At 59.5% G+C, this 25966-nt stretch carries 24 protein-coding genes; 17 read left to right on the top strand and 7 right to left on the bottom strand.

Going from position 1 to position 25966, the window contains the following annotated elements; all coding sequences use genetic code 11:
* Positions 1–23: 23 nt before the first annotated feature.
* The 5 genes from ACYZT0_RS18240 to araH all read left to right on the top strand — a co-directional run bounded on the left by ACYZT0_RS18240 (position 24) and on the right by araH (position 5643).
* Positions 24–899, top strand: a complete 876-nt coding sequence (locus tag ACYZT0_RS18240) for an SMP-30/gluconolactonase/LRE family protein (RefSeq protein ID WP_462042410.1) — start codon at positions 24–26, stop codon at positions 897–899.
* Positions 900–1097: 198 nt separating this feature from the next.
* Positions 1098–1916 (top strand): SDR family oxidoreductase, encoded by an 819-nt coding sequence (locus ACYZT0_RS18235; RefSeq protein ID WP_462042409.1) that lies wholly within the window; start codon positions 1098–1100, stop codon positions 1914–1916.
* Positions 1917–2038: 122 nt separating this feature from the next.
* Positions 2039–3043, top strand: coding sequence for a substrate-binding domain-containing protein (locus ACYZT0_RS18230; RefSeq protein WP_462042408.1), 1005 nt, complete (start codon positions 2039–2041; stop codon positions 3041–3043).
* 65 nt (positions 3044–3108) lie between these two features.
* Positions 3109–4665, top strand: a complete 1557-nt coding sequence (araG, locus tag ACYZT0_RS18225) for an L-arabinose ABC transporter ATP-binding protein AraG (protein ID WP_462042407.1) — start codon at positions 3109–3111, stop codon at positions 4663–4665.
* Between the two features lie 9 nt (positions 4666–4674).
* Complete coding sequence (araH, locus tag ACYZT0_RS18220; RefSeq protein ID WP_462042406.1) at positions 4675–5643, top strand: L-arabinose ABC transporter permease AraH; 969 nt, start codon at positions 4675–4677, stop codon at positions 5641–5643.
* A 138-nt stretch (positions 5644–5781) separates the two neighbouring features.
* On the opposite strand, the gene ACYZT0_RS18215 is transcribed toward araH, so the two are convergent.
* Entirely contained in the window at positions 5782–6951 is a 1170-nt protein-coding gene (locus ACYZT0_RS18215; RefSeq protein WP_462041955.1) for an IS4 family transposase, read from the bottom strand.
* 190 nt (positions 6952–7141) lie between these two features.
* Between ACYZT0_RS18215 and ACYZT0_RS18210 the strand changes: the two genes are divergently transcribed.
* The 4 genes from ACYZT0_RS18210 (at position 7142) to ACYZT0_RS18195 (ending at position 11399) form a co-directional block, all read left to right on the top strand.
* Positions 7142–7855: a GntR family transcriptional regulator gene (locus ACYZT0_RS18210; protein ID WP_462042405.1), complete on the top strand. Its 714-nt coding sequence runs from the start codon at positions 7142–7144 to the stop codon at positions 7853–7855.
* Complete coding sequence (locus tag ACYZT0_RS18205) at positions 7852–8850, top strand: ADP-ribosylglycohydrolase family protein (protein WP_462042404.1); 999 nt, start codon at positions 7852–7854, stop codon at positions 8848–8850. The genes ACYZT0_RS18210 and ACYZT0_RS18205 overlap by 4 nt, the downstream gene beginning before the upstream one ends.
* A 160-nt stretch (positions 8851–9010) precedes the next feature.
* The gene (locus tag ACYZT0_RS18200; RefSeq protein ID WP_462042403.1) at positions 9011–10477 is read left to right on the top strand and encodes a purine-cytosine permease family protein; all 1467 of its coding nucleotides are present in this window, start codon (positions 9011–9013) and stop codon (positions 10475–10477) included.
* On the top strand, positions 10470–11399 hold the full coding sequence (locus ACYZT0_RS18195; protein WP_462042402.1) for a PfkB family carbohydrate kinase: 930 nt from the start codon (positions 10470–10472) through the stop codon (positions 11397–11399). Before ACYZT0_RS18200 ends, ACYZT0_RS18195 begins: the two co-directional genes overlap by 8 nt.
* 73 nt (positions 11400–11472) lie before the next feature.
* Here the strand turns inward: ACYZT0_RS18195 and ACYZT0_RS18190 are convergent, their stop codons facing one another.
* The 4 genes from ACYZT0_RS18190 to ACYZT0_RS18175 form a co-directional block, all read right to left on the bottom strand.
* Positions 11473–11727 carry a hypothetical protein gene (locus tag ACYZT0_RS18190; protein ID WP_282375731.1) on the bottom strand — a complete coding sequence of 85 codons (255 nt, stop codon included), beginning with the start codon at positions 11725–11727 and terminating at the stop codon, positions 11473–11475.
* 44 nt (positions 11728–11771) lie between these two features.
* On the bottom strand, positions 11772–12110 hold the full coding sequence (locus ACYZT0_RS18185; RefSeq protein ID WP_462042401.1) for a hypothetical protein: 339 nt from the start codon (positions 12108–12110) through the stop codon (positions 11772–11774).
* A gap of 82 nt (positions 12111–12192) precedes the next feature.
* Positions 12193–13398, bottom strand: coding sequence for an MFS transporter (locus tag ACYZT0_RS18180; RefSeq protein ID WP_462042400.1), 1206 nt, complete (start codon positions 13396–13398; stop codon positions 12193–12195).
* Positions 13399–13507: 109 nt separating this feature from the next.
* Positions 13508–14161 (bottom strand): HD domain-containing protein, encoded by a 654-nt coding sequence (locus tag ACYZT0_RS18175; RefSeq protein WP_462042399.1) that lies wholly within the window; start codon positions 14159–14161, stop codon positions 13508–13510.
* A gap of 173 nt (positions 14162–14334) precedes the next feature.
* Here ACYZT0_RS18175 and ACYZT0_RS18170 point away from each other — a divergent pair, with 173 nt between their 5' ends.
* The 7 genes from ACYZT0_RS18170 to ACYZT0_RS18140 all read left to right on the top strand — a co-directional run bounded on the left by ACYZT0_RS18170 (position 14335) and on the right by ACYZT0_RS18140 (position 21642).
* Entirely contained in the window at positions 14335–15393 is a 1059-nt protein-coding gene (locus ACYZT0_RS18170) for an IS110 family RNA-guided transposase (protein WP_462046497.1), read from the top strand.
* 388 nt (positions 15394–15781) lie between these two features.
* Positions 15782–16264 carry a GNAT family N-acetyltransferase gene (locus tag ACYZT0_RS18165; protein ID WP_149417666.1) on the top strand — a complete coding sequence of 161 codons (483 nt, stop codon included), beginning with the start codon at positions 15782–15784 and terminating at the stop codon, positions 16262–16264.
* A 191-nt stretch (positions 16265–16455) separates the two neighbouring features.
* Positions 16456–17448: a 2-dehydro-3-deoxygalactonokinase gene (locus ACYZT0_RS18160; protein WP_462042398.1), complete on the top strand. Its 993-nt coding sequence runs from the start codon at positions 16456–16458 to the stop codon at positions 17446–17448.
* 19 nt (positions 17449–17467) lie between these two features.
* Positions 17468–18088, top strand: a complete 621-nt coding sequence (locus ACYZT0_RS18155) for a 2-dehydro-3-deoxy-6-phosphogalactonate aldolase (protein ID WP_462042397.1) — start codon at positions 17468–17470, stop codon at positions 18086–18088.
* A 61-nt stretch (positions 18089–18149) separates the two neighbouring features.
* Positions 18150–19298 (top strand): galactonate dehydratase, encoded by a 1149-nt coding sequence (gene dgoD, locus ACYZT0_RS18150; RefSeq protein WP_462042396.1) that lies wholly within the window; start codon positions 18150–18152, stop codon positions 19296–19298.
* Between the two features lie 169 nt (positions 19299–19467).
* Positions 19468–20778 carry an MFS transporter gene (locus ACYZT0_RS18145; protein WP_149629305.1) on the top strand — a complete coding sequence of 437 codons (1311 nt, stop codon included), beginning with the start codon at positions 19468–19470 and terminating at the stop codon, positions 20776–20778.
* A gap of 60 nt (positions 20779–20838) precedes the next feature.
* A complete protein-coding gene (locus tag ACYZT0_RS18140) occupies positions 20839–21642 on the top strand; it encodes an IclR family transcriptional regulator (protein WP_462042395.1) in 804 nt (267 codons plus the stop codon).
* Here the strand turns inward: ACYZT0_RS18140 and ACYZT0_RS18135 are convergent, their stop codons facing one another.
* On the bottom strand, positions 21643–22695 hold the full coding sequence (locus tag ACYZT0_RS18135) for an NAD(P)-dependent alcohol dehydrogenase (protein ID WP_462042394.1): 1053 nt from the start codon (positions 22693–22695) through the stop codon (positions 21643–21645).
* A gap of 192 nt (positions 22696–22887) precedes the next feature.
* On the opposite strand from ACYZT0_RS18135, the gene ACYZT0_RS18130 reads away from it, so the two are divergent.
* On the top strand, positions 22888–23778 hold the full coding sequence (locus ACYZT0_RS18130) for an AraC family transcriptional regulator (RefSeq protein ID WP_462042393.1): 891 nt from the start codon (positions 22888–22890) through the stop codon (positions 23776–23778).
* Positions 23779–23829: 51 nt separating this feature from the next.
* On the opposite strand, the gene ACYZT0_RS18125 is transcribed toward ACYZT0_RS18130, so the two are convergent.
* Positions 23830–25494: an electron transfer flavoprotein-ubiquinone oxidoreductase gene (locus ACYZT0_RS18125; RefSeq protein WP_462042392.1), complete on the bottom strand. Its 1665-nt coding sequence runs from the start codon at positions 25492–25494 to the stop codon at positions 23830–23832.
* Positions 25495–25966 lie beyond the last annotated feature (472 nt).

The raw sequence follows: 25966 nt of genomic DNA, 5'->3' as shown, positions 1-25966 counted from the left end.
ACAATAAGAAAGCAGGAGATTTCATGACGTGGACTGCCGTTACCGAACACCGCGCGCAACTCGGCGAAAGCCCGTTCTGGGACGCGCCGACCCAGGCGCTGTTCTGGGTTGATATTGCTGGTAAACAGGCGCTGCGGCTGATTGGCGCCAACGTGCAGATCTGGCAGATGCCCGAGCACGTGTCTGCCTTCATCCCCTGCGAAAGCGGCGATGCACTGGTGACATTGAACAGCGGTGTGTATCGACTCGATCTGGATTCCCCCGGGCTGGAACCACGACTGACCTTGCTCTGCGTCGCCGATCCGCAACCCGGCAATCGCGCCAATGAAGCCCGCTGCGATGCTCAGGGCCGGCTCTGGCTCGGCACCATGCAGAACAACATCGGCGAACAGGGCGAAGATTTGCCCATCGTGCGGCGTTCCGGTGGCTTGTTTCGCATCGATCGCGATGCGCGTGTCACGCCGTTGCTTCGAGGGCTGGGCATTCCTAACACGTTGCTGTGGAGCGCAGACGCAACCACCGTGTATTTCGCCGACAGCCTCGACAGCACGCTCTGCCAGTATTACATCCGCACCGACGGTAACCTCGATCCGGCCCAGGTCTGGTTCGGGCCCCATGAACGCGGCGGCCCTGATGGCTCGGCGATGGATGCCGAGGGATATATCTGGAACGCTCGCTGGGATGGCAGCTGTCTACTCAGGCTGACCCCGGACGGGCAGGTTGATCGCGTGATCGAACTACCGATCAGCCGCCCCACCAGTTGCGTGTTCGGCGGTGAGGACCTGAAAACCCTCTACATCACCAGTGCCGCGAGCCCGCTCCACCATCCGTTGGACGGCGCGTTGCTGTCGATTCGAGTCGATGTGCCCGGAAAAGCCTGTCAGAGATTTATCGGTTAGATCCCAAAATATGGGATGTAAAATTATATATTGAGATTATTTGACGGTCGGGTTTATAGTCGGCCCCACCAGTGACACGCACTCACACTTAAAAAAACAAAACAGGTGAAGTGATGCAGCGATTTTCCAAAAAGCCTTTTGACCGGACATCGACAGATGCCCGGTTTTTGCCGTGCCTTCGAAAAGGAGTCTTGATCCATGGCTGAACCCCTTTCGTTGCCACCGGTGCCCGAGCCGCCGAAGGGTGAACGACTGAAAAACAAGGTCGTACTGCTGACCGGTGCCGCTCAGGGTATCGGCGAGGCGATAGTCGCGACGTTCGCTTCCCAGCAGGCCAAGCTGATCATCAGCGATATCCAGGGTGAGAAAGTCGAAAAGGTCGCCGCCCACTGGCGGGACAAAGGCTTGGATGTTCAGGCGATCACGGCCGATGTGTCCAGGCAGCAGGACCTGCACGCCATGGCCACACTGGCGATCGAGCTTCACGGGCGGATCGACGTGCTGGTCAATTGCGCCGGGGTCAATGTGTTCCGTGATCCGCTGGAAATGACCGAGGAAGACTGGCGCCGCTGCTTCGCTATCGACCTGGACGGCGCTTGGTACGGCTGCAAAGCGGTGCTGCCGCAGATGATCGAGCAAGGCATCGGCAGCATCATCAACATCGCTTCGACCCATTCCACTCACATCATTCCCGGCTGCTTCCCGTACCCGGTGGCCAAACATGGCTTGCTCGGCCTGACCCGCGCCCTGGGCATCGAATATGCACCGAAGGGCATTCGCGTCAACGCCATCGCGCCGGGCTACATCGAAACCCAACTGAACGTCGATTACTGGAACGGCTTTGCCAACCCGCATGCCGAACGTCAGCGCGCCTTCGATCTGCATCCGCCACGTCGCATCGGGCAGCCGATCGAAGTCGCGATGACGGCCGTTTTCCTGGCCAGCGATGAGGCGCCGTTTATCAATGCCTCGTGCATCACCATCGACGGTGGTCGCTCGGTCATGTACCACGACTGAATTAATCGGATTTCAGGCGCTGAACTACGCCCGAAATCCAATCATCATACGATATGACTATTAGCTGTACGGTTTGATTGGCTTTCAAATAACGCTCAAAAAAAATAATAAGGAGTCAGCTTATGAATCGTCGTCGTGGGATCCGTTCCCTGTGCTGTGCCGCTTTGGCGGTCACCGCGGTCAGCCTGAGCAGTTCGTTGCTGGCGGCCGAGGAAGTGAAGATCGGTTTTCTGGTCAAGCAGGCGGAAGAACCCTGGTTCCAGACCGAGTGGGCGTTCGCTGAAAAGGCCGGTAAAGAGAAGGGCTTCACCGTCATCAAGATCGCCGTGCCGGACGGTGAGAAAACCCTCTCGGCCATCGACAGCCTGGCGGCCAACGGCGCCAAGGGCTTTGTGATCTGCCCACCCGATGTCGGCCTCGGCCCGGCCATCGTCGCCAAGGCCAAGGCCAACGGTTTGAAAGTGATTGCCGTCGATGACCGTTTTGTCGATGCCAGCGGCAAGTTTATGGAAGACGTGCCTTACCTCGGCATGGCCGCGTTTGAAGTCGGCCAGAAACAGGGCAATGCCATGGCCACCGAAGCGAAGAAACGCGGCTGGGACTGGAAAGAAACCTACGCGGTGATCAACACGTTCAACGAGCTCGACACCGGCAAGAAACGCACTGACGGATCGGCCAAGGCGCTGGAAGATGCGGGCTTTCCGAAAGACCACATCCTCTTCACTGCGCAGAAAACCCTCGACGTACCCGGCAGCATGGACGCCACCAACTCGGCATTGGTGAAACTGCCAAGCGGCGCGAAAAACCTGATCATCGGCGGCATGAACGACAGCACCGTGCTGGGCGGCGTGCGCGCCACCGAAAGCGCCGGTTTTGCCGCGGCCAATGTGATCGGCATCGGCATCAACGGCACCGACGCCATCGGCGAATTGAAGAAGGCCAACAGCGGCTTCTTCGGCTCGATGCTGCCGAGCCCGCATATCGAGGGCTACAACACCGCGAGCATGATGTTCGATTGGGTCACCACCGGCAAAGAGCCACCGAAATACACCGCGATGGACGACGTGACACTGATCACTCGCGAGAACTTCAAGCAGGAACTGGAAAAGATCGGCCTCTGGAACTGAGGCGCGGTTGATTTCATCGGCGGCCTTGGTGACGGGGCTTGCCTGATCTGTGTGATGAGGTGGTTATGGCGCAAACAAAAATACAACAACACAGTGGCTGTTCTTTTAGTGGCAGTGGCAGCTTGCGCTTCAACGGGATCGGCAAGACCTTTCCCGGGGTGAAGGCGCTGGATGGCATCAGCTTCGTCGCCCATCCGGGGCGGGTTCACGCCTTGATGGGCGAGAACGGTGCCGGCAAATCCACGCTGCTGAAAATCCTCGGCGGTGCTTACACCCCGAGCAGCGGCGACCTGCAGATCGGCGAGCGGACGATGGTCTTCAAGTCCACCGCCGACAGCATCGGCAGTGGCGTCGCGGTGATCCATCAAGAGCTGCACCTGGTCCCGGAAATGACCGTGGCAGAGAACCTGTTTCTCGGTCATCTGCCGGCCAGTTTCGGCCTGATCAATCGCGGCGTATTGCGGCAACAGGCATTGGCCTGCCTCAAAGGCCTGGCCGATGAAATCGATCCGCAAGAGAAAGTAGGGCGCCTGTCCCTGGGGCAGCGGCAACTGGTGGAAATCGCCAAGGCCTTGTCCCGTGGTGCACATGTGATCGCGTTTGACGAACCGACCAGCAGCCTGTCGGCGCGGGAAATCGATCGGTTGATGGCGATCATCGGTCGTCTGCGCGACGAAGGCAAAGTGGTGCTTTACGTCTCCCATCGCATGGAAGAAGTGTTCCGCATCTGCAACGCGGTGACGGTGTTCAAGGACGGTCGTTACGTGCGCACTTTCGAGGACATGAGCGAACTGACTCACGACCAGCTGGTGACCTGCATGGTCGGTCGCGACATCCAGGACATCTACGATTACCGCCACCGTCAACGTGGCGCGGTGGCGCTCAAGGTTGATGGTTTGCAGGGGCCGGGTTTGCGTGAGCCGGTGAGTTTCGAGGTGCACAAAGGCGAGATTCTCGGGTTGTTCGGCTTGGTCGGCGCCGGTCGTACCGAGCTGTTCCGGATGCTCAGCGGCCTTGAGCGCAACACCGCCGGACGCCTGGAATTGCGCGGTCATGAACTGAAGCTGCGTTCACCCCGCGATGCGATTGCCGCCGGGATTCTGCTGTGCCCCGAGGACCGCAAGAAGGAGGGCATCCTGCCGCTCGCCAGCGTCGCCGAGAACATCAACATCAGCGCCCGCGGTGCTCATTCCACTTTCGGCTGCCTGTTGCGTGGCCTGTGGGAAAAGGGCAACGCCGACAAGCAGATCAAAGCACTGAAAGTGAAGACGCCCAACGCGGCGCAGAAAATCATGTACCTGTCCGGCGGCAATCAGCAGAAGGCCATTCTCGGTCGCTGGCTGTCGATGCCGATGAAAGTCCTGCTGCTCGACGAACCGACTCGCGGCATCGACATCGGCGCCAAAGCCGAGATTTACCAGATCATCCACAACCTGGCCGCCAGCGGCATCGCGGTGATTGTGGTGTCCAGCGACCTGATGGAAGTGATGGGTATTTCCGACCGCATTCTGGTGCTCTGCGAAGGCGCAATGCGCGGCGAACTGTCTCGCGAACAGGCCAATGAATCCAACCTGCTGCAATTGGCTTTGCCGCGCCAACGCGCTGACGGCGTGGCGAACTGAGAGGTGACTATGACAATCCAAAACAACGCTTTGCCGACCCCGCGAAAACCTCTGGACCTGCGACGCTTTCTCGATGACTGGGTGATGCTGCTGGCGGCCGTCGGGATCTTCGTGCTCTGCACCTTGCTGATCGACAACTTCCTTTCGCCGCTCAACATGCGCGGTCTGGGCCTGGCGATTTCCACGACGGGGATCGCCGCTTGCACCATGTTGTATTGCCTGGCGTCCGGGCACTTCGACCTGTCGGTGGGTTCGGTGATTGCCTGTGCCGGCGTGGTCGCCGCGGTGGTGATGCGCGACACCGACAGCGTGTTTCTCGGTGTTGTTGCGGCGCTGTTCATGGGGCTGATCGTCGGGTTGATCAACGGGATCGTGATCGCCAAGCTGCGGGTCAATGCGTTGATTACCACGCTGGCGACCATGCAGATCGTTCGCGGCCTGGCTTACATCTTCGCCAATGGCAAAGCGGTGGGCGTGTCGCAAGAGCAGTTTTTCGTCTTCGGTAACGGCCAGTTGTTGGGTGTTCCGGTGCCGATTCTGATCACCATCGTTTGCTTCCTGTTTTTCGGCTGGTTGCTGAACTACACCACCTACGGGCGCAACACCATGGCCATTGGCGGTAACCAGGAAGCGGCACTGCTGGCCGGGGTGAATGTTGACCGGACCAAGATCGTCATCTTCGCCGTGCACGGAGTGATCGGGGCGTTGGCCGGGGTGATTCTGGCGTCACGCATGACGTCCGGTCAGCCGATGATTGGTCAGGGTTTTGAGCTGACGGTGATTTCTGCCTGCGTGTTGGGCGGGGTGTCTCTGAGTGGCGGGATCGGCATGATTCGGCATGTGATTGCCGGGGTGCTGATTCTGGCGATTATTGAGAACGCGATGAACCTGAAGAACATCGATACGTTTTACCAGTATGTGATTCGGGGTTCGATCCTATTGCTGGCTGTCGTCATTGACCGGTTAAAACAACGCTAAACCCCCCGCTAACCTGATCGTTCCCACGCTCTGCGTGGGAATGCCTCATCTGACGCTCCGCGTTCGGCTTTTGGGGACGCAGAGCGTCCCGGGCCTGCATTCCCACGCGGAGCGTCACTAGTGTCCGGTAAACATGCTTCATAGTTGAAGGCTGCCTTGGGCAGCCTTCAACTTTTCTCGCTCCTGCCTTCGTCGATCCCTCAATACTGGGGTTCCGGGCCGTTCAAACAGGACATGAACTATGCGAACCGTCAGTTCGAACAACGAGCCGGTAAATCCTGAGCGACGATGGAGTATTTGCAGTAACAGATAGCTGATCAAGGCACTGTAAATCTGCAAACGCACCGCATTTTCGGAGTAGGCATAAAAGCGTTTGAGCTTCAGATGTTGTTTGATCCACTTGAAAAATAGCTCGATCTGCCAACGATCTTTGTACAAGGACGCGATTTCTTCAGCTGTCCTCGTGAAGTCGTTGGTCACCAGAACTAACGGCGTCGCATGCCCCTCGCGCTCAACCACGACGCGTCTTACCGACTTTTCCCAATAGTCGTTCAGGCGTTTGCCGGCCAAATGCTTTTTGCCAAACTGGACGACTTCATCGGTCATGACCGAGCTTTGCTCAGTCACGGTCGAGTGCTCATGCAGCACTTTGATATTGGCGTTTTTCTTCAGGCGGGTGACGAAAAAAGCACCTTTGGTCTGCAACTCGTGCCACCAGTTGTAATCGCAGTAGCCCTTGTCGAAAACATACGTCATGCCGGTCTGGATCGGCATTTCCAGTGCATCGCTCAGGTCGTTGACGTTGGCAGGCGTAATGTTCACGTACACCGGGGCCAGCTGCGCCAGATCCAGCCCGACATGCACTTTGAGGCCTTGGGTGATGCGGGTTTTCGTCGCGGCTGTCCAGCCATCGAAGTGAGGTCCGCGCAAGGTGATCGACGTGGAGTCAATCAGGCTAACCATGGCCCCGACCTCCTTGCGCTGCTGGCGGCTGACGGCGCTCATCAGGTACCCACAAAGGTCCTGTAATGGCCGGTAGTCACGCTTGTTCAAGGCATCGGACATTGTCGAGCGGGCAATAGGGCCGGCATTAAGATGGTAGCTATGCGGGCCGAAATTTTCGGAGATAGTCGCCAAGGATCGCAGGCTTGAGGCTCGGGTCAAATGGCCGCTGATCAGTGTCACCAGCAATTGCCAGGTCGTGCAGCGTTTGACGTAGCGATCAGCTTGGTGTGTTTCGATGGATTGCTGGAAAAACTGGCGCGGGATCGCACTGAGTAGTTGGCTTAAACGGGTGCTGGAAAACATAAGTCAAAATCGAGTCTGAAAAAACCGATTATGCCTCACAGCCGCCAACAGCAAGAGGGAGCAAGCTCCCCCCTCGTTTTTTACCGGACACTAGTGACGCGGAGCGTGGGAACGATCAGCGTAAGTTTACCCGTCACCTCCTTGAATTATTCCTTGCCCGCCCAACCCTGTTTCGGTTATCACTCTGTACATGATTAGACAGGTACGATTTGACAAGAAAAAACGGGTGGTCGACGAACTCATCCGGCGCATCGAAAACGGCCTCATGGAGGACGGCTTTCTGCTGCCGGGCGAGCATCAATTGGCTCAAGAATTCAAAGTCAGCCGCGGCACGCTGCGCGAGGCCCTCGCCGAGTTGAAACGGCGCAACTACATCGCGACCCAAAGCGGGGTGGGCTCCATCGTCACCTTCGACGGTGTGGTGCTCGATCAGCGCAGCGGCTGGGCCCAGGCCCTGGCCGACAGCGGGGCGCTGATCAATACCGAAGTGCTGCGGCTGGAGGCGGTCACCCGTCCTGACCTATTGCCGCGTTTCGGCACTGACCAATTCATCACCCTCGACCGGCGGCGCCGTTCCAACGAAGGCAAGCTGGTCTCCCTCGAACGCTCATTGATGCCCGCCACCGGAGGCCTGGAAAGCCTGCCGCGGGTCGGCCTGATCGATAACTCCCTGACCATCACCCTGGCCGCCTATGGCTACATCGGCGAACGCGGCGATCAATGGATCGGCGCCGAACCCTTGAACGCCGAAGACGCCGAACTGCTGGGCCGTCCGGTCGGCACGGTTTTCCTCAAGGCCTTGCGCACCACCTACGACCGTCAAAACCGATTCATGGAGCAGGTCGAAAGCTTGCTCGACCCGGTGCATTTTCGCCTGCACCTGCAGTTTGGAGAGTCAAATTGACCGCGCTCGACCGTGCCTTGGGTGCGTTCTACGGACTGGCCCTGGGCGATGCGCTGGGCATGCCGACCCAATCCCTGAGTCGTGCCGAAATCAAGGCGCGCTTCGGTGAAATAACTGCCCTGGAGGATGCCGGCCCGGATCAACCGATCGCAGCTAACATGCCCAAAGGCTCGATCACCGATGACACCGAACAGGCGATTCTGGTCGGCCAATTGCTGGTTGAAGGCGAGGGTCGGATCGAACCGGCGATGCTCGCCCAACGGCTGATCGAATGGGAAACCGAGATGCAGGCCAAGGGCTCGCAAGACTTGCTCGGCCCTTCGACCAAGCGTGCCATCGAGATGATCCTCGCCGGCCACTCGCCGGAAGAGGCGGGGCGCTACGGCACCACCAATGGCGCGGCGATGCGCATCACGCCGGTGGGGCTCGCGGCGGACGTTGCCAACCCTGAGCGTTTCATCAACGCTGTCGTGCAGGCTTGCCAGGTCACCCACAACACCACGTTGGGCATTTCCAGCGCGGCGGCGGTGGCGGCGGTGGTCTCGGCCGGTATCAACGGCATGGACCTGGGCGAGGCGTTGAACCTCGGCCAGCAAATCGCTCTGCAAGCTGAAAGCCACGGTTACTGGGTGGCTGGCGGACGCATCGCCTCGCGCATCAGCTGGGCGCGGACCCTCAGCGTCGACAGCGACAAGGCATTGCTGGCGGATTTGATGTACGACGTGATTGGCACCTCAGTGGCCTCGCAGGAATCGGTGGTGGTCTCGTTTGCCCTGGCCCAGCAAGTGGCCATTGGCGAAATGAACGCGTTCGAAGCGCTGTGCATGGCCGCGAGCCTTGGCGGAGACACTGACACCATCGCGGCGATTCTCGGCGCCATGCTCGGGGCCTGCCAGGGCCTTGAGAGTTGGCCGGCGGCGATGATCGACCAGGTCAAAACCGTTAACGACCTGGAGCTGGAACCTTTGGTAAGAGGACTTTTAGCTTTGCGCTGACTGGACTGACGCCATCGCAGGCTTGCCCGCGATGGGCGCGCTGCTGACTTGAATTTATTACCCGCAATGGATCGCACTGACTTGGCCAGGACAGCCGGGATGTCGTTTTGTCTTCCGTCATTGCCCACAACCACAACAAAGGCAACAGGAGCATTTTCACATGAGTTCATCGAACGCCGGGCAAAGCGCCGGGCAACTGGAAACCCGTGGCATCGAGCCGGTGCCGGAAGCGGAGTGCAACGGTCATCCGCTGCAACTGTTCTGGGTCTGGTTCGCGGCCAACATTTCTATCCTCGGCCTGCCGCTGGGTGCGACCCTCGTAGCCTTTCGCGGGCTGGCGATCTGGCAGGCGATCATCGTCGCGATCCTTGGTGCCGCCGGTTCCTTCGCGGTGGTCGGGATCATCTCTATTGCCGGTCGCCGTGGGCGCGCACCGAGCCTGACGTTGTCGCGAGCGATCTTCGGTGTACGCGGCAACATCGGGCCGACCCTGGTTTCGTTGATGTCGCGTCTGGGCTGGGAAACCGTCAACACCACCACTGCAGCGTTCGTGTTGCTGTCGCTGTGCTCGATTCTGTTCGGCTCGCCGGTAGAAGCCCAAAGCGCACCGCTGCTGACCCTGGTGTTCATCGCAATTTTCGTGTTGCTGACGTTGTCGGTCTCTGGCCTCGGTCACGCCACGTTAGTGGTGATTCAGAAGTGGGCGACTTACGTGTTCGGTGCGCTGAACCTGCTGGTGGGCGGCTTCCTCTGCGCCACCATCGACTGGAGCGCGGTGTTCAACGCAACGCCCGCGCCGTTGAGCGCGATGATCATCGGCGTTGGCACCATGGCCGCTGGCACCGGGATCGGTTGGGCCAACGCCGGTGCCGACATGTCGCGCTATCAGCATCGCAGTGTCAAAGCCGCGCGCCTGGTGGCTTCGGCAGCGTTCGGTGCGGGGATTCCGCTGGTGCTGCTGATCACCCTCGGCGGCCTGCTGTCGGTGGGCAACAATGACCTGGCCTCGGCCACTGACCCGATCATTGCAATCCGCGACATGCTGCCGACCTGGATGGCCGTGCCGTACCTGATCACCGCGTTCGGTGGGTTGCTGCTGTCGAACAACCTCTCGGTGTACTCCGCCGGTTTGACCACGTTGACCCTCGGACTGAAGGTCAAACGCGTCTACGCCGTGGTGGTCGATATCGTCGCGATCTTCGCCGGTTCGATTTATTTCATGCTGATCGCCGACAGTTTCTACGGTCCGTTCATTACCTTCATTTCGCTGCTGGCGGTGCCGATCACAGCGTGGGTCGCGATCTTCGTCGTCGACCTGATTCACCGTCATTACTACAGCCCCCAAGACCTGCTGGACGTCAGCCCGAGCAGCGCTTACTGGTACAGCGGCGGTATCGAATGGCGCGCCTTCGGTGCGTGGGCGGTGGCGATCGTATTGGGCTTCAGCTTCACCACCATTGGCGCGACCGAACAAACCGTGTGGTTCCGGGGATTTTTGTCCGACTCCTGGCTGGGTCATAACGGACTCGGCTGGATCGTGACGTTCCTGGTGGCCGGCGGGATTTATTGGGTACTCGGCGGGGCCAAGGATCGTCGTGGCGCGATGACCGAGAACGCTCATGCCTAGATTGCTGCACACCGGCCAGGTCATGATCGACCTGGTCATGGCCGTGGATAAACTGCCTGATTCGGGCGGCGATGTGCTGGCGCAGTCCGCCAGTTTCGAGGCTGGCGGCGGCTTCAATGTGATGGCTGCCGCCCAGCGCAATGGCTTGCCGGTGGTTTACCTCGGCCGACATGGCACCGGACGTTTCGGCGACCTGGCCCGCGAAGCGATGAACGCTGAAGGCATTCGGATCGGCATCACTCACCGCGCTGAGCGGGATACGGGATTGTGCGTCGCGGTGACCGAAGCGTCAGCCGAGCGCAGCTTCATTTCCTACATCGGTGCCGAGGGTGAGTTGACCGCCGAGGACTTGGCGAGCGTGCCGACCAAGGCGGGTGACTATGTCTACGTCAGCGGCTACAGCCTGCTGCATGGCGGCAAAGCCCAGGCACTGGTGGATTGGATTCTGGATTTACCGAGAGCGATCAACGTGGTTTTCGATCCGGGTCCGCTGGTGGATTCGCCGGATGAGCCGTTGATGCAAGCCTTGCTGGCACGCATCGATCTGTGGACCAGCAACAGTGTCGAGGCGTTGAAGTTTACCGGTGCGTCGGACATTGCCGAGGCCTTGAACCGGTTGGCCGATCATCTGCCGGTCGACGTCTTGATGGTGATTCGTGACGGCCCTCAAGGGTGCTGGATCAGTCAGTGTGGGGATCGCCAGCATGTGCCGGGTTTCAAGGTTAAGGCGGTAGACAGCAATGGTGCGGGGGATGCGCATGCCGGGGTATTTGTGGCCGGGTTGGCGCAAGGATTGTCGGCGGGTGAGGCGGCGCGGCGGGCTAATGCGGCGGCGGCATTGGCGGTGACTCGCTGGGGGCCGGCGACTTCACCGGGGACTGCCGAAGTGGATGCGCTAATTAGCCAGACTTTCGGTGCCTGATCGCGATGGGGCCTTAAAATTCGAGTCTGTCAAACGGTCGCAGCCGCGCACGACTGCGACCTGATTAGTCTTGCTAAACGTCCAGCTTGCGCGCCGCCTCAACCCCTGCGGAACTGAGTTTGATCGGCAAGCTCAACGAATGCTCACCCGCTTCGTTGCAGGTCACATGCCCATGTTGAATCAGCCCGCGATCCTGCAGCGTGGCGAGGGTGCTGGCCACGACTTTTTCCCCCCGGTAATTGTCCAGGACCTCTTTGCCCAAGCCGCTTGGATGGGCATGCAGCAGACGGGTCAGGATTTCTTTCTCAAGGTTTTTATCGACGTTCATGGTTACCTCTTCATGGATGTGGAAAGGTCGCTCGCGTCGGCGAGCTATTGGCTGGCACCACCTTCTGAACCCGAGCCACCGGTGGTGGTTTTCGAGCCGACGCCGGTGTCGGCGTTATCGGGTGTCTGGGTGTCTGGCCTGTTCATTCCGCCTTGACGGCCCGCGTCGTTGCCCTGGGTCCGTGGGTCGGTGCCCGTAGACGGAGGCAGGCTGCTGTCGACGCCCGTGCCATTGGTGTTTATGCCGGGTGCGCTTTGGATGGCTGGAGCTTTTGGGGCTTCGACCGGGTCGGTCGGGCCGGTGCCAGAGGCGGTAGTCGCAGCAAACGTGGCGCAGGACAACAGGGAGGTGAGAGCGAGCGCGGTCAATCTGGACATCATCATGGTGTGTCTCCATTTAATAGAGTCCCTACTTGATGTTGGTCCGCCCCCGATTTGGATTGGTGCCTGATGAACGACGAACGGTCTAGACCTGCTGCAGCGCTTTGCTGGTAACGGCGCGGCGCCAGACCAGCCGGCCGACGCTGATCAGCCAGTTCAGCACGGACACTGCCAGTACCGTGAGCAGCAGCGTCGACATCCCTTGTTCGACGATGATTTTCCCGGCCAGCAACGGAAAACCGAACACGCCGATGAAGTAGGACAGGCTGAACAGCAGCAAGGATTGCGCGGTGGTGCCGTTTGGCGCCTCGTTGGCCGCCAGGCCGTTGATCACCGAATAGGTCAGCCCGTAACCGAACCCGAGCATCACTGCCGCCAACACATAGCTGAACCTGTCGTCGACGACGAAACCGAACATCAGGATCGAGCCCACCATCAAGCCCGACAGCAGGCAGGACGCCCAGAATGGGTCGCGCTTGACCACGAAGCTGGCGATCAGCATTCGGCTGCTGATCGCAGCGCTCATGAAGCCGAGGAAGAACAGTGAATAGTCCAGTGACCGCGCCGCCGCGTAGCTGGTTTGGAAACTCGACAGACCGCCGAACACACAACCACCGAGGCCAACCATGATGATCGGGAACACCGCTTTGGACGACAGCACTTGCGCCGCTGCACGCCAGGAAATTCGTGACACCGATGCCGAGTGGGCGGGCGCCTTCTTCAGCTGAGAATCCAACCGCCAAAACAGCAAAACGCCGATCAGGCTGGCCAGCGCCGCCAGGTAAAACGCCGCGGTGATCGGATACCCGAGGGCGCTCGCGGCGCGACCCAGTAATGGACCGCTGCCGATCCCGGTCATCATGCTGCCCGACAGCAGCGCAAAGTATTTCGCGCGTTGGGAAGGCGTTACCAGACTCGCCACGATGATCGGCCCCAAGGTGTAGAACACGCCCCAACCAAGCCCCAGCAAGAGCCCGAAAAACAACAGCAGATTGCCGAAGCCTGATGCCAGGGCGAAGCCCAGACTGGCGGCCACCAGCAAGACGCCGAACAGGGCAATCGATCGAGCGGCACCGAGTAGATCGGACAAGTGTCCGGAGGCGATGACCGCGACAAAGGTGCTGAGCATCGCCGCCGAAATCACACTGCCGGCATCGTGCTCGTTGCCGCCGCGGGAACCGATCAACAGCGACAGCAAAAAGGTCGAGCCGTAGGACAGCGACAGCAAATAGCTGGCGAGGCAAAACAGTCCGAACAACCTGCTGGAGACTGGGGGTGTTGGGCTAGACATGACGCGGTTCCTTGACCCGAGAAGAGAGTTTCATCTATCTATCACGCAAGGCATCGATGTTAGGTCTGAGGTTATCGATTTCAGGGTTAGCGCTGGCCGGAGTAAAGCTTCAGCACGCACCGATTTCTTCCTTGAACAACACCATGAACCCCTTCAACCGTTCGTGGCGAATCTGCGCCAGACGCTGGCCGGTGGTCGTCTGGAATCCGTCCGCCAAGTGCAGTAGTTTGGTCTGGAAGTGATCGAGGCAAAAACGTTTGTCATCGTATTTCCGTGCCTTCGCCTCGGGATCCTGTGGGTCGTACAGCGCACTCCCCATACGTCCGGCGATGTAAAAGGTCCGCGCCACACCGAGCATGCCGAGAGAGTCGAGGCGGTCGGCGTCCTGCATGATTTTGGCTTCGAGCGTGGTCGGCGCGATGTTGGCGGAAAAACTGTGCGCTTCGATGGCATGGGCAACATCGCTGATTTTTGCGCCTGGCCAGACCCTGTCTGCCAACACGTTTGATGCCTTCTCGGCGGCCAGCCGCGACGCCTGAGAACGCAGCGGCGAGTTCTTCTCTACCGCCACGCAATCATGCAAAAGCACCGCTGCGAGCAGCACCTCAAGATCGCCACCTTCTTGCGCGTGGAGCGTTCGCACGTTGTGCCAGACCCGCTGCAAGTGCGACAGATCATGAGCACCGTCCTCTGAGGGTTCCAGCGCGTGGGGTAGCAGTTGCGCAGCGAGAAGTTGCAGTGGCGCGAAAGCATCAGTGTTCATAAACATCCCGTTAAGTGAAATCGTCTTTTGCAGCGACATAGCCCTGTAATTGGATGGACTCGCCCAAGCCGAGGCGTCAATGCGCCACGATGGCAGTCTAATTAGCCAACGACAGCGAGGGCGAGTCCATGAAAAAGCATACTTCGATTGATCAATCCCTGTCTTCTTCCGATTTGTCGGCCTGCACAACCGTGGCGGTCGATCTGGCCAAGCAGGTCTTTCAGGTCGCCGGTGAAGACGTCCTCGGCCAGGTGCACTACGAGCAACGGATCAAGTCGCGCGAGGCGTTTTATGAGTTTCTCCGCCAGTTGCCGCCTCATGTCGTGGTTCTGATGGAGACCGGTCCGGGTGCTCAAGCTTGGGCCCGGCAGTTGCAAGACCAAGGCAATCTGGCACGGATTCTTCCAGCCGGTTTGGTGGCCACACATCGCAGCGGGCCTAAAAATGATCGCAACGATGCGCTGGCGATTCTGCGGGCTGGTCGCGATGAAAAGATCCACGCAGTGCCGGTGAAAAGCGTTGCGGCGCTGGCAATGCAGGCGTTGCATCGCGCCCGCCAAGGTTATGTGCGTCGACGCACGGCGGTGAGTAATCAGATGCGCGGTCTGCTGCTCGAGCACGGCGTGGCCTTGGCGCAGGGCGATGTTGCGATCAGCCAGAAAATTCCGCGGGTACTGGAAGATGCCACCCAGCCGGTGCCGGGCCTGCTGCGAGAACTGATCGACGAACTGTTGGCCGAGTGGCGCCATTTGGGCGAACGCATCAGCGTGCTGACGGGGCGCCTGGAGGTGGCCGCCCGCGCCGACATGACGGCGAAGCGACTGATGACTGTGCGCGGCATCGGCCCAGTCACTGCCACGGCACTGGTGGCCAAGGAAACCAAGCCTGAGCGATTTCCCAATGCCCGCAAGTTTGCCGCGTACTTTGGCATGGTGCCTGACCAGCACAGCAGCGGGCAGACGGTCCGGCTGGGGGACATGACCAAGCGAGGCGATGTTTATTTACGCAGCCTGATGATCCAGGGAGCCCATGCGGTACTGCAACAACTACGACCTGATTCCCAGCAACCCGATGACCGCCGCTTGTTGCGCTGGATGAGCCGACTGGGCCGTAAGGAGGCTGCGGTCAGGCTAGCCAACCGCAACCTGCGAATCGTCTGGGTGCTTCTACAGAATGACCAGACTTATCGTCGCCAGGCTGGTGATGGCCAGCAAGCGACGATGAGCCACTGAGCGACAGAGTTCTGCCACCGAGGTACTAACTGTCCGGCCCTTTGCTGAAAAAAAATTGACCCCAGGTAAGACCGGCGTGGATTGATGCCTTAGCTGCTACTGGCCTTCGAGGCCTGACTGTAATCGGCATACCACGAGCTCTTCCAATTTTGGCCAGAAGCCGAAGACGGCTTCCTCGAATAGGCCTAATACATAGATGCAACGGGGCGGCGGTTTTTCAAAAGCGGGTAGACAGTGAGGGCGAGTCCATACATAGCAGCTGGCGAAGCCTGCGTTCGGCTGCGCCAGCCGCTACACATGCTCCATGGATCAGCTTTGAATTTCCAGTGTGACGAGCGCCGCTCGCCGACTTAGTATGGCGTTTTCCACTGTTGACGAAGGCACGTCCATGACGATCGAGATCCGCCCGGCGACCCCGAGCGATGCACCGCAAATCCTCGGGTTCATCACTGAACTGGCCGACTACGAACGCGCCCGCCACGAAGTCATCGCCAGCGTCGCCGACATCGAGCGCAGCCTATTCAGCGAAGGCGCCACCGCCCACGGCCTGATCTGCCTGCGCGACGGCTCGCCGATTGGCTTCGCGGTGTTCTTCTTCAGTTATTCCACGTGGTTGGGCAGCAACTGCCTGTACCTCGAAGACCTCTACATCACCCCCGAACAACGTGGCGGCGGCGCCGGCAAAACCTTGTTGCGCCATCTGGCGAAAATCGCCTGCGCCAATGATTGCGGTCGATTTGAGTGGAGCGTGCTGGACTGGAACAAACCGGCGATCGAGTTCTACAAATCCTTGGGTGCTCAGCCGCAGGAAGAGTGGGTTCGGTATAGGATGGATGGGGCGGTGTTGAGGGAGTTTGCCGAGGGCAATTGATCGCACACGACATCCTTTAAAGATCGCAGCCTTCGGCAGCTTCTACCTCGATTTGTAGGCGTCGCCGAAAGCTGCGATCTTTTTTTGTTCTCCTCCCAATATATGGGATAGATATTTATATATTGAGATTTTGGCGCGTCCGGGTTTATAGTCCAGCTCACTCACTGCCAATAAACAAAACAGGTGAAGCGATGCTGGCGCAATTGATCGCGCTCGATTGGGGGACAACCTCATTACGTGCCTACAAACTCGCCGCGGGTGGCCAAGTGATGGAACAGTGTTCGCTGTCGTTTGGGATCATGCAGTTACCCCGGACGCCGCGAATCATTAAAGGTCAGGAATGCGCCGACGGTTTTGAGCTGGCCTTTGATGAGGCCTGCGGTGACTGGCTCGACGCGCAACCCGATTTGCCGGTGATTGCTTGCGGCATGGTCGGCAGCGCACAAGGCTGGCGAGAAGCGGCTTACTGCGATACGCCGGCGAACGTCGCCAATCTCGGAACTTCCCTACAAACGGTTCGCAGTCTTCGCGGTGTTGATGTGCACATCGTGCCGGGCGTGATTCAGCGTTCGCGCCTGCCGAACGTGATGCGTGGCGAAGAAACCCAGGTGCTCGGCGTGCTGCAGAATTTACCGGTCGAGGCGGGCGGTGATCTGTTGATCGGCCTGCCGGGCAGTCATTCGAAGTGGGTGGAAGTGGCCGACGGCTGCATCGTGCATTTCGATACCTTCATGACCGGCGAAGTCTTCGCCGTGCTCAGCGAACACAGCATTTTAGGGCGAACCCAGCACAAGGGCGCGTCCTTCGATGGCCAAGCGTTTGATCGTGGCGTGCAGGTGGCTCTGTCGGCGGATGGCGAGATCGGGCCGTTGTCGACAGTGTTCAGTGCCCGCAGCCTCGGATTGACGGGCGAACTCAGCGCCACCGCTCAACCGGATTACTTGTCCGGTCTGTTGATCGGCCATGAACTGTCAGCGTTGGCGAGTGTTCAGCGCCGCCGACGCAACAGCGTTCATCTGCCTTCGATCATCCTCATCGGTAATGCCCAACTCTGTGCCCGCTACAGCCGGGCCCTCGACGCCTGCGGTTTTGCCCGGGTGACCCTGGCCGAACACGCCACCGAGCGCGGCTTGTGGCAGTTGGCGGTTGCCGCCGGGCTGATCACACCACACTCATCCCGTTAAACCTGACTGGAGGTCTGAAATGCTCAAGCAAGCATTGGCGCAAAACGGTCTGATCGCTATTTTGCGTGGCCTGCGCCCGCAAGAAGCGGCAGCCATCGGCGAAGTCCTTTACGCCGCCGGATTTCGCGTCATCGAAGTGCCGCTTAATTCCCCAGAACCGTACGAAAGCATCCGCATCCTGCGCAGTACCTTGCCCGCCGATTGCCTGATCGGCGCGGGCACGGTGTTGACGCCGGAACAGGTCGAGCAAGTGAAAGCGGCGGGGGGCCAATTGATCGTCATGCCTCACAGCGATGCCAAGGTGTTGCGCGCAGCGAAAGCGGCGGGGTTGTTCCTGTCGCCGGGTGTGGCGACGCCGACAGAGGCCTTTGCCGCATTGGCCGAAGGGGCGGACGTGCTGAAGATGTTCCCGGCCGAGCAGATGGGCCCGGCAGTCGTCAAAGCCTGGCTGGCGGTGCTGCCTGCCGGAACGATTCTGGCGCCGGTCGGCGGGATCACGCCGGACAACATGCAGGTGTTTATCGACGCTGGCGTCAAAGGCTTCGGACTGGGTTCCGGGTTGTTCAAACCGGGTATGACACCTGGGGAAGTGGCCGTAAACGCCAAGGCGTATGTCGCTGCATGGAACGCTCTGCGTTAAGACTTTTGGCGCCGAGCGCGCTGCATCTATTAGAGCTGCATTTATAAAAAGAGAGCACAAGATGAAAATCACCAAGCTGACCACTTTCATCGTTCCGCCGCGCTGGTGCTTCCTCAAGGTCGAAACCGACGAGGGCGTGACCGGCTGGGGTGAACCCGTGGTCGAAGGCCGCGCGCACACGGTTGCCGCCGCCGTTGAAGAATTATCCGACTACCTGATTGGCAAAGACCCACGCAACATTGAAGACATCTGGACGGTGCTCTACCGCGGCGGCTTCTATCGTGGTGGCGCCATCCACATGAGCGCGTTGGCCGGTATCGATCAGGCGCTGTGGGACATCAAGGGCAAGGCCTTGGGTGTATCGGTCAGCGACCTGCTGGGCGGGCAGGTGCGGGACAAGATTCGTGTGTATTCGTGGATCGGCGGCGACCGGCCGGCGGACACCGCTCGCGCTGCGAAAGAGGCGGTCGAGCGTGGTTTCACTGCGGTGAAAATGAACGGCACCGAAGAGCTGCAATTTCTCGATTCCTTCGAGAAAGTCGACCTGGCCCTGGCCAACGTCGCCGCCGTGCGTGACGCGGTGGGCCCGAACGTCGGCATCGGCGTGGACTTCCATGGCCGGGTGCACAAGCCCATGGCCAAGGTGCTGATGAAAGAACTCGACCCCTACAAATTAATGTTCATCGAAGAACCGGTGCTCAGCGAAAACTACGAAGCGCTGAAGGAACTCGCGCCGCTGACCAGCACCCCGATTGCCTTGGGAGAGCGGTTGTTCTCGCGTTGGGATTTCAAGCGCGTGCTCAGCGAAGGTTACGTCGACATCATTCAGCCGGATGCTTCCCACGCCGGAGGTATCACCGAAACTCGCAAGATCGCCAACATGGCCGAAGCCTATGACGTGGCGCTGGCGCTGCATTGCCCGTTGGGCCCGATTGCGTTGGCGGCGTGCCTGCAACTGGACGCGGTTTGCTACAACGCGTTCATCCAGGAGCAGAGCCTGGGCATCCACTACAACGAGAGCAACGACCTGCTGGATTATGTCAAGGATCCACGGGTGTTCGACTACGACAAAGGCTATGTGAAAATCCCGAATGGCCCGGGCTTGGGGATCGAGATCAACGAGGAATATGTGATTGAGCGCGCGGCTGTTGGCCATCGCTGGCGCAACCCGATCTGGCGCCATGCCGATGGCAGTTTTGCCGAGTGGTGATATGACACCGTCCTTGTAGGAGCGAGGCTTGCCCGCGAAGGCGTCAGTGATAGCGCCGCCGACAGTCAGACAGACAGACCGAGGAGTGGCCTTCGCGGGCAAGCCTCGCTCCTACAGGATTTTGCGTTTCGTCCATAGCCCTCAATAAACATAAGAAGAGGCACTCCCCATGCAACCGCAAACCCTCACAGGGCAGGCGTCGTTGGTGACGCCCAGCCGCAAGCGTTTTTTCATCATGGTCCTGCTGTTTATCACCGTGGTGATCAACTACCTGGACCGCAGCAACCTGTCCATCGCCGCTCCTGCGCTGACCAGCGAACTGGGCATCGATCCGATTCATGTCGGTCTGATTTTCTCCGCATTCGGCTGGACTTACGCCGCCATGCAAATCCCCGGCGGCTGGCTGGTTGATCGCGTCCCGCCGCGGATTCTCTATAGCGTCGCGCTGCTGTTATGGTCGATCGCCACCGTCATGCTTGGCTTCGCGGCCAGCTTCATCGCCCTGTTCGTGTTGCGTATGGCGGTCGGCGCACTGGAAGCACCGGCGTACCCGATCAACAGCCGTGTGGTCACCACTTGGTTTCCCGAGCGCGAGCGTGCTACGGCGATCGGTTTCTACACGTCCGGGCAATTCGTCGGTCTGGCGTTCCTTACGCCGGTATTGGCTTGGCTGCAGCATCAATATGGTTGGCACATGGTGTTTGTCAGCACCGGTGCGGTGGGCATTCTCTGGGCGGTGATCTGGTACGCGGTGTACCGCGAGCCACGGGATTTCAAAGGCGCCAATGACGCCGAAATCGACCTGATCCGCGAGGGCGGCGGCTTGGTGGATATCCAGGCTGAACAAGCCAAAGTCAAAGCCAAATTCAGCTGGACCGATCTCGGCATCGTTCTGACCAAACGCAAATTGTGGGGTATCTACCTCGGCCAGTTTTGCCTCAACTCGACGTTGTGGTTTTTTCTGACGTGGTTCCCGACCTACCTGGTGAAATATCGCGGCATGGACTTCATCAAGTCCGGCCTATTGGCGTCGCTGCCGTTTCTCGCAGCCTTCGTCGGTGTGCTGTGTTCGGGGTTCTTTTCCGACTGGCTGATCCGCCGCGGTTACACAGTGGGTTTCGCCCGCAAGTTGCCGATCATTGGCGGCCTGCTGATTTCCACCTCGATCATCGGCGCCAACTTCGTCGAGTCGACACCGCTGGTGATTGCCTTCCTCGCGTTGGCGTTCTTCGGTAACGGGCTGGCTTCGATCACCTGGTCGCTGGTTTCAACGCTGGCCCCGGCGCGATTGCTGGGATTGACCGGCGGGGTGTTCAACTTCATCGGCAACCTGTCGGCGATTACCACGCCGATCGTCATCGGTTTCCTCGCCACCGGTGATTCGTTTGCCCCGGCGATCACCTACATTTCGGTTCTGGCGTTGATTGGTGCGCTTTCCTACATCTTGCTGGTAGGCAAGGTCGAGCGTATCAAGTTGTAGTCGCAGCCGTCGGGCGACCATAATGCCGCCCGTTCACTCGCTCAACGGTAAAGGCTGGATATGCAGGAAGACGCCCCAAAAATCGCCAAGGACGCCGCACCGACCGGCACCCAGACACTGCTTCGTGGTTTGGGTGTGGTTCAGGCCGTGGCCAGTGGTGCTCGCGATCTCAAGGAAATCGCCCGGCTGATCGGCACCACCCGCAGCACCACCCATCGTCTGGCCAGTTGTCTGGTGGACGAGCGTTACCTGCGCGTGGTGCCGCAAGTCGGTTATTTGTTAGGGCCGAAGCTGATCGAACTGGGTTTCCAGGCGCGCGAAGAGCTGCCGTTGGTGACCTTGGCCGGTCCGTATCTGGATGAGTTGTCGGCGTTGACCGGCGACACCATTCATTTGGCGATTCGTGAAGGCGACGAGGTGCTGTACCTGCACAAGAATCCGGGGCGCAATGGCCCGGAAATGCGTTCGCGGGTCGGCCATCGCATGCCGTTGGCGCGTACCGGGATCGGCAAGGCGCTGATGCTCGATGACACGCAGGACGAATGGCAGCGGTTGTACGAAGTCAGCTTGCCGGCGGGTGGGAAAAATCAGTTCTGGCCGCAACACCCGGAGCAGTCCTGGGAGCAGTTTCAGCAGCGCATGGTCGAGTATGTAGCGGGCGGATATGCCTTCGATCTGGAAGACAACGAACCGTCGATCCGCTGCGTGGCGGCGCCGATCCGCGATGCCAGCAAACGCATCGTTGCCGGCATCAGCATCGCCAGCACCGTGCCGTATATGCCGCTGGAAAAAATGGCCGAGCTGATTCCCCTGATCAAAGGGGTCACAGCCCGGCTGTCGGCGGAGCTTGGCGCTAAGGTCTGATCAGACCTTCAATGTCGCCATGTCGATCACGAAACGGTACTTCACATCACCTGCAATCATGCGGGCGTAAGCCTCGTTGATCTGGCGGATGTCGAGCATTTCGATGTCGCAGGTGATGTTGTGCTCGGCGCAGAAATCCAGCACTTCCTGGGTTTCGGCGATGCCACCGATCAGCGAGCCGGCCAATACGCGACGGCTCATCACCAGTTTGCCAGCGTGGACCGGTGGATCTACCGGTTCGATCAGCCCGACCAGAATGTGCACGCCGTCGAAACGCAGCGTATCGAGGTAGGGATTGAGGTCGTGCTGCACCGGAATGGTGTCCAGCAGGAAGTCGAAATGGCCGGCCGCAGCCTTCATCTGATCGGCATCGGTGGAGACGATCACGTGGTCTGCGCCTTGACGACGACCTTCTTCAGCCTTGCTCGCCGAGCGGGTGAACAGCGTCACTTCCGCGCCCATCGCCTTGGCGAACTTGATGCCCATGTGACCGAGGCCGCCCATGCCGAGAATCCCGACCTTATCGCCCGCCTTCACGCCGTAGTGCTTGAGCGGCGAGTAGGTGGTGATGCCGGCGCAGAGGATCGGCGCGGCGCTGGCCAGATCGAGTTTTTCCGGGATGCGCACGACGAAGTGCTCGCTGACCACGATGCTGTCGGAGTAACCGCCCATGGTGTTGCTGCCATCGACGCGGTCCGGAGTGGCGTACGTCATGGTCGGACCTTCGAGGCAGTATTGCTCAAGGTTCGACTGGCAGGCTTCGCAGCTGCGGCAGGAGTCAACCATGCAGCCGACGCCGACCAGATCGCCGATTTTGTGCTGGGTGACGTTCGAACCAATCGCGGTAACTTTGCCTACGATCTCGTGGCCAGGCATCAACGGATAAACGGCAATGCCCCACTCGTTGCGTGCCTGGTGGATGTCGGAATGGCAAACACCGCAGTAGAGAATATCGATCGCAACGTCGTCGGCCCGAGGGCTGCGGCGCTCGAATTTCACGGGGGCGAGGGGAGTGGTGGCCGACTGGGCGGCGTATCCGATGGCGGTGTACATGATGAACCTCGCAAAAGCGGTGACAGGTGAGAGGGGCCATTCTGGGCGTCGCACCTGTCACCGGCCATGGCGATTCCTCCGGGTGTCATGCCTAATCCTCCGGCTTGTTTCTTTGACTGGTCAAATGGGCGATCAGACCTGCGATGATGCTTTCATCCCTTTTTCCGTGACTTTTTCTGTGAAGAGCTCCCCATGTTGTTGACCCGTCATCTCGATGCCAATGCCACCCTGGTTTCGCTGATTGAGCCACTGGCGATCCGCGACGGTTTCACACAGACCGCGTTGCCCGGCGTGCAGGTCTTGCGGGCGAGTTGCGATGTCGCCCGGGGCCCGCATATCTATGAGCCAAGCCTGATGATCATCGCCCAGGGCAGCAAACTGGCGTATCTAGGGCCGCGAACGCTGGAATACGGCGCCGGGCATTATTTGATTCAAGCGTTGCCGGTGCCGTTCGAGTGCGAAACCTTTGCCTTGCCGAATGCGCCGCTGCTTGGGGTTTCTGTAGCGATTGACCGGGTGCTGCTGGGTGAGTTGGTGCTGGCCATGGGACTGTCGCCGGGACGGCATATTGCGGTGCAGACGCCGGAGTCGATGACGTCGGTAATACTCGACGACGGGATGCGCGGTTGTGTGGAGCGGCTGTTGCGTTGCCTGCACGATCCGCTGGAATCCCGGATCATGGGGCCGTCACGATTGCGTGAGTTGCTGTTCGTCGCGTTGCGTGGACCGCAAGCCGATGTGTTACGTGCGCTGGTGGAGCAGCAGGGTCAGTTCGCCCGTGTCGCGGCGTCGATCAGCCATTTGCATGCGCATTACACCGAGCCGTTGAATGTCGAGACTTTGGCCAGCTGCGCGAACATGAGTGCGTCGACGTTTCATGAGCATTTCAAACGCAGCACCTTGTTATCGCCGGTGCAGTACTTGAAGCGCTTGCGCTTGCTCAAGGCGCAGACGTTGCTGGTGGCCGAAGGTTTGGGTGTGGCGCAGGTGGCGCATCGGGTCGGGTATCAAAGTACGTCGCAGTTCAGTCGCGAGTACAAGCGCTACTTCGAGCGTAATCCCGGCGATGAGCGCGCTGCCTGACGGACAACAAAAAGGCCCCCATTCGGGAGCCTTGATGTTCAGCCGTTCGACTTACATGTTGGGATAAGTCGGGCCGCCGGAGCCTTCCGGCGCCACCCAGGTGATGTTCTGTGCAGGGTCCTTGATGTCGCAGGTCTTGCAGTGAACGCAGTTCTGGGCATTGATCTGGAAGCGCTTCTCGCCGTCTTCCTTGGTCACCACTTCATACACGCCGGCCGGGCAGTAGCGCTGAGCGGGCTCATCGTACATCGGCAGGTTCTTGGCGATCGGGATGCTCGGGTCGGTCAGCTTCAGGTGGCACGGCTGTTCTTCTTCATGGTTGGTACCGGAGATGAACACCGAGCTGAGTTTGTCGAAGCTGATCTTGCCGTCCGGTTTCGGGTAGTCGATTTTCTTGCAATCGGCCGCCAGTTTCAGGCAAGCGTAATCCGGCTTGTTATCGTGCAGGGTGAACGGCAGTTTGCCGCCGAAGATGTTCTGGTCGAGCCAGTTGAAACCGCCGCCGACGATGGCGCCGAACTTGTGGATCGCCGGGCCGAAGTTGCGGCTGGTGAACAGTTCGTCGTGGAGCCAGCTCTTCTTGAAGGCGTCGACGTAAGTGGTCAGCTCTTCGGTGCCGTCTTTTTCAGCAAACAGCGCCTCGGCCACGGATTCAGCGGCGAGCATGCCGGACTTCATCGCGGTGTGGCTGCCTTTGATCTTGGCGAAGTTCAGGGTGCCGAGGTCGCAACCGATCAGCGCGCCGCCCTTGAAGACCATTTTCGGCAGCGAGTTCAGGCCGCCCTTGGAGATGGCGCGAGCACCGTAGCTGATGCGCTTGCCGCCTTCCAGGTACTGCTTGAGCACCGGGTGATGCTTGAGGCGCTGGAACTCGTCGAATGGCGACAAGTAAGTGTTGCTGTAGGACAGGTCGACGATCAGACCCACTACAACCTGATTGTTTTCCAGGTGATAGAGGAACGAGCCACCGGTGTTCTCGGTGCCCATGATGTCCAGCGGCCAACCGGCGGTGTGGACTACCAGGCCTGGCTGGTGCTTGGCCGGATCGACTTCCCAGATTTCTTTCAGGCCGATGCCGTAGTGCTGGGCGTCGGCATCGCTGTCGAGGTTGAAGCGCTTGATCAGCTGCTTGCCGATATGGCCGCGGCAACCTTCGGCGAACAGCGTGTACTTGCCACGCAGTTCCATGCCCGGGGTGTACAGGCCTTCTTTCGGATGGCCTTCGCGGTCAACGCCCAGATCGCCCGTGATAATTCCGCGAACCACGCCGTTCTCGTCGAACAGCGCTTCCTGAGCGGCGAAGCCCGGGTAGATTTCTACACCCAGGTTCTCGGCCTGCTGGGCCAGCCAGCGGCATAGGTTGCCCAGGGAGATGATGTAGTTGCCTTCGTTGTGCATGGTCTTGGGCACAAAGAAGTCAGGAATCTTCTGCGCGCTGTCGGCGTTCTTGAGAACGAAGATGTCATCGCGAGTAACCGGCGTGTTCAGCGGGGCGCCGAGTTCTTTCCAGTCCGGGAACAATTCGTTCAGGGCGCGGGGTTCGAAAATCGCGCCGGAGAGAATGTGAGCACCGACTTCGGAGCCTTTTTCGACCACGCAGACGCTGATTTCCTTACCGGCTTCGGCGGCCTTCTGCTTCAATCGGCAGGCGGCGGAAAGACCCGCGGGGCCGGCACCGACGATGACCACGTCGAATTCCATGTATTCGCGTTCCACAGGTTATCTCCTACTCAAGGCTCAACAGTTTTTTTTCTAATTGGAGGTTTGGTGTCGCATCCATGAATTCCTGCTCAATGCTGGAAGAGGACAATCGATGAACCACCTTTCTCTCTGGGTGGCGCATTATATCTACACCACTCCTAGCGTCCAATACAAACGTTTGTTTGAATCGGCTCAAAGCCAGAGAAATCAAAGTCACGCGGCTTATGACTGGCCATTTTGCCGTATTGACCGGAATAGGCGTTCCGGTCAATATACGGTCGGTTTTGCGCTCGCCGTAGGCTGACTGTTGGTTTCAAGAGCACCTCTAAAGACAGGGCGATGGCAGTACAGGGTGGTGCGCCGCGCAAGTTTGCTGCGCAGTTTACACGTCGCGATATTGAATGACTTGTCAGTCATCACTGACGAACGGTCATCAGCATCGTGAGCGCTTATCCCTTGACACCTTTGCCAGCGTTTTTAGAGGTGC

The sequence above is a fragment of the Pseudomonas sp. ZS1P83 genome, from assembly GCF_054897825.1.
Note: the sequence above shows the minus strand (reverse complement) of the source record. Positions and strands in the feature narration are given on the sequence as shown.

Coding starts and splice junctions, on each gene's coding strand:
- ACYZT0_RS18240 (WP_462042410.1), top strand. CDS start 24: ATGACGTGGACTGCCGTTACCGAACACCGCGCGCAACTCGGCGAAAGC.
- ACYZT0_RS18235 (WP_462042409.1), top strand. CDS start 1,098: ATGGCTGAACCCCTTTCGTTGCCACCGGTGCCCGAGCCGCCGAAGGGT.
- ACYZT0_RS18230 (WP_462042408.1), top strand. CDS start 2,039: ATGAATCGTCGTCGTGGGATCCGTTCCCTGTGCTGTGCCGCTTTGGCG.
- araG (WP_462042407.1), top strand. CDS start 3,109: ATGGCGCAAACAAAAATACAACAACACAGTGGCTGTTCTTTTAGTGGC.
- araH (WP_462042406.1), top strand. CDS start 4,675: ATGACAATCCAAAACAACGCTTTGCCGACCCCGCGAAAACCTCTGGAC.
- ACYZT0_RS18215 (WP_462041955.1), bottom strand. CDS start 6,951: ATGTTTTCCAGCACCCGTTTAAGCCAACTACTCAGTGCGATCCCGCGC.
- ACYZT0_RS18210 (WP_462042405.1), top strand. CDS start 7,142: ATGATTAGACAGGTACGATTTGACAAGAAAAAACGGGTGGTCGACGAA.
- ACYZT0_RS18200 (WP_462042403.1), top strand. CDS start 9,011: ATGAGTTCATCGAACGCCGGGCAAAGCGCCGGGCAACTGGAAACCCGT.
- ACYZT0_RS18195 (WP_462042402.1), top strand. CDS start 10,470: ATGCCTAGATTGCTGCACACCGGCCAGGTCATGATCGACCTGGTCATG.
- ACYZT0_RS18190 (WP_282375731.1), bottom strand. CDS start 11,727: ATGAACGTCGATAAAAACCTTGAGAAAGAAATCCTGACCCGTCTGCTG.
- ACYZT0_RS18185 (WP_462042401.1), bottom strand. CDS start 12,110: ATGATGATGTCCAGATTGACCGCGCTCGCTCTCACCTCCCTGTTGTCC.
- ACYZT0_RS18180 (WP_462042400.1), bottom strand. CDS start 13,398: ATGTCTAGCCCAACACCCCCAGTCTCCAGCAGGTTGTTCGGACTGTTT.
- ACYZT0_RS18175 (WP_462042399.1), bottom strand. CDS start 14,161: ATGAACACTGATGCTTTCGCGCCACTGCAACTTCTCGCTGCGCAACTG.
- ACYZT0_RS18165 (WP_149417666.1), top strand. CDS start 15,782: ATGACGATCGAGATCCGCCCGGCGACCCCGAGCGATGCACCGCAAATC.
- ACYZT0_RS18160 (WP_462042398.1), top strand. CDS start 16,456: ATGCTGGCGCAATTGATCGCGCTCGATTGGGGGACAACCTCATTACGT.
- ACYZT0_RS18155 (WP_462042397.1), top strand. CDS start 17,468: ATGCTCAAGCAAGCATTGGCGCAAAACGGTCTGATCGCTATTTTGCGT.
- dgoD (WP_462042396.1), top strand. CDS start 18,150: ATGAAAATCACCAAGCTGACCACTTTCATCGTTCCGCCGCGCTGGTGC.
- ACYZT0_RS18145 (WP_149629305.1), top strand. CDS start 19,468: ATGCAACCGCAAACCCTCACAGGGCAGGCGTCGTTGGTGACGCCCAGC.
- ACYZT0_RS18140 (WP_462042395.1), top strand. CDS start 20,839: ATGCAGGAAGACGCCCCAAAAATCGCCAAGGACGCCGCACCGACCGGC.
- ACYZT0_RS18135 (WP_462042394.1), bottom strand. CDS start 22,695: ATGTACACCGCCATCGGATACGCCGCCCAGTCGGCCACCACTCCCCTC.
- ACYZT0_RS18130 (WP_462042393.1), top strand. CDS start 22,888: ATGTTGTTGACCCGTCATCTCGATGCCAATGCCACCCTGGTTTCGCTG.